Source organism: Microbacterium sp. Kw_RZR3, assembly GCF_029222405.1.
GTDB lineage: Bacteria > Actinomycetota > Actinomycetes > Actinomycetales > Microbacteriaceae > Microbacterium.
In genome coordinates this window covers 1-1,863 of sequence record NZ_JARHXC010000151.1, presented here as the reverse complement: position 1 = coordinate 1,863, position 1,863 = coordinate 1, and the positions used below count along the sequence as shown (strand labels likewise).

At 70.0% G+C, this 1,863-nt stretch carries 1 protein-coding gene; it reads right to left on the bottom strand.

The window, feature by feature from the left end; all coding sequences use genetic code 11:
• Positions 1-1,696: ExeM/NucH family extracellular endonuclease (locus P2P98_RS08130; RefSeq protein ID WP_275798918.1), on the bottom strand; the 1,696-nt coding region annotated here is incomplete at its 3' end.
• Between the last annotated feature and the right edge of the window lie 167 nt (positions 1,697-1,863).

The following is a 1,863-nucleotide window of genomic DNA, read 5'->3' as shown; positions in this document are numbered from 1 at the left end:
GGTCGCCGTTGAAGGCGCCCTGGTCACCGGCTGCGTTGTCGCCTCCGGCAGCCGGGTCGCTGTCGCTCTTGGACTTGAAGTGGTTCACGATGGCCACGAAGGCGGCGTCGTCGCCACCGGCGGGCGCGAACGCCTGGGCGAGCGGCTGGCGCGCGTTGGAGAAGGCCGGGTCGTCGAGGATGACGCTGTCGCCGACCGGGCTGACCGCCGCCTTCTTGTAGATGAAGGCCGTGCGGATGACGTCCTCCGATGCCGGAAGGGCGTTCGGCGACGGCACGAAGGCCCACGCGTCCTCGCCGAGATCGGCGTTCAGCGCGGCGACGAGGGTGGACAGGGCCTCGTCACGGGGCTTACCGAGGGCAGCGGAGTTCTCGATCTCCTCGAGCGAGACGACCTCGGCATCCATCGCGTTCAACGCGGCGACGATCTTCGCCTGCTGGCGCTGCAGGTTTTCGTCGTTCGCCGCTCCGCGCGGACCGGGCTCAGGGCAGCGGTTCGCCGTGATCGGGTTGCCCTCGCGGTCGGTGTAGACCGACTCGCAACCGACGTCCTCCGCGGTGGTCGTGAAGTAGTTGAGCACGTTGAAGCTCGCGAGCTGGACCGTCCCTCCGACGTCGGCCGGACGCTCCGTGCGCGTGTTGGCGAACGTCGCGGGCTGCACGTCGGCGGCGTTCTCGACGGTCAACTGCTGAGTCGGCTGGAGCTTCCATGCGTCGAAGCGGTAGTCGAGCACGACCGGACGCGTGAACGTCACCGGGGCGCCGACGCGCACGGGGTCGGTGAGCGACAGGTACGGCAGGGGCACGTCCGTCGCGGAGCGCTGGAAGTTCAGCGACGCGCCGTCGTCGAGCACCACACCCCGCGCGGCGTTGTCGGCGACGACCTCATCGAGCTCCGGGGTGCCGGGTCGAGCGACCTCGGTGGGGGTGAGCAGCGGCGTCGTGCCCGCGGCGAGCCCGATCTCGGCGTACTGACCCGTGATGTAGGTATTGGTGACGGTGAAGTCGCCTCGCGGCGCAAGCAGCATTCCCTCGAAGCGCTCGCGCTCCTCGTCGCTTCGCGGCCAGTCGATCTCTGCCGCCGTGACCGGCTCCGCCTCCTCGGTGAGAACGGTGACGAGATCGGCATCCGACGTGATCTGGGTGAGTCCGTTGTACTCACCCACCGTGCCGCTGACCTCGACGTAGTCGCCGATCGCGACCTCGGCGACCGCGCGCGAGCCGTAGACGAAAATGGCATCGGATGCCGTGTGCTCGGCGCCCAGCTCACCACCAGTCCCCGCGGTCTGAAGGAAGAAGCCGTTGTAGCCGCCGGTCGGGTACGCGGCGGTCACGATGCCGCGCGTGGTGACGGTCTGACCGTCGAGCGGGGTGCTGTCGCCCTCGCCCTGGATGTCGCGGATCGGTGTGATGTCGGACGCGGCCTCCGCCGCGTTCGCCGGGGCTTCGGTCTCAGGCTGTACCGGGGCTTCGGGCGCCGCGGTCTGCGCGGGAACTTCTGGCGCCGCGGTCTGCGCGGGAGCGGGCTCCGCGGGCGGCGTCGAGGTCGGCGTGGCGGTGGCCGTGGGAACGGGCGTGAGCGGCGCGGCCGTGGCGGCGGGGGCGGCGAGGGCGGAACCGAGAAGGGCAGCGGCGACGGCAGCGCTCAGCGCTGACGCGGTGCGGCCCGAGGGTCGCCGAGAAGGCACGGGTGACATGGGTCTCCTGCGAATCCGACGGACATCGTCGGGTGGGGGGATCGACGGGGGGTCTCTTCGACCGTAGACGACCTCATCAGGAATTCCCAGGGTTCTTTCGTTGCCATCGTGTGAACACGTGCCGCAACGAAAGAAGGCCCGGATGCCAGTGGCATCCTCGGGCCCCG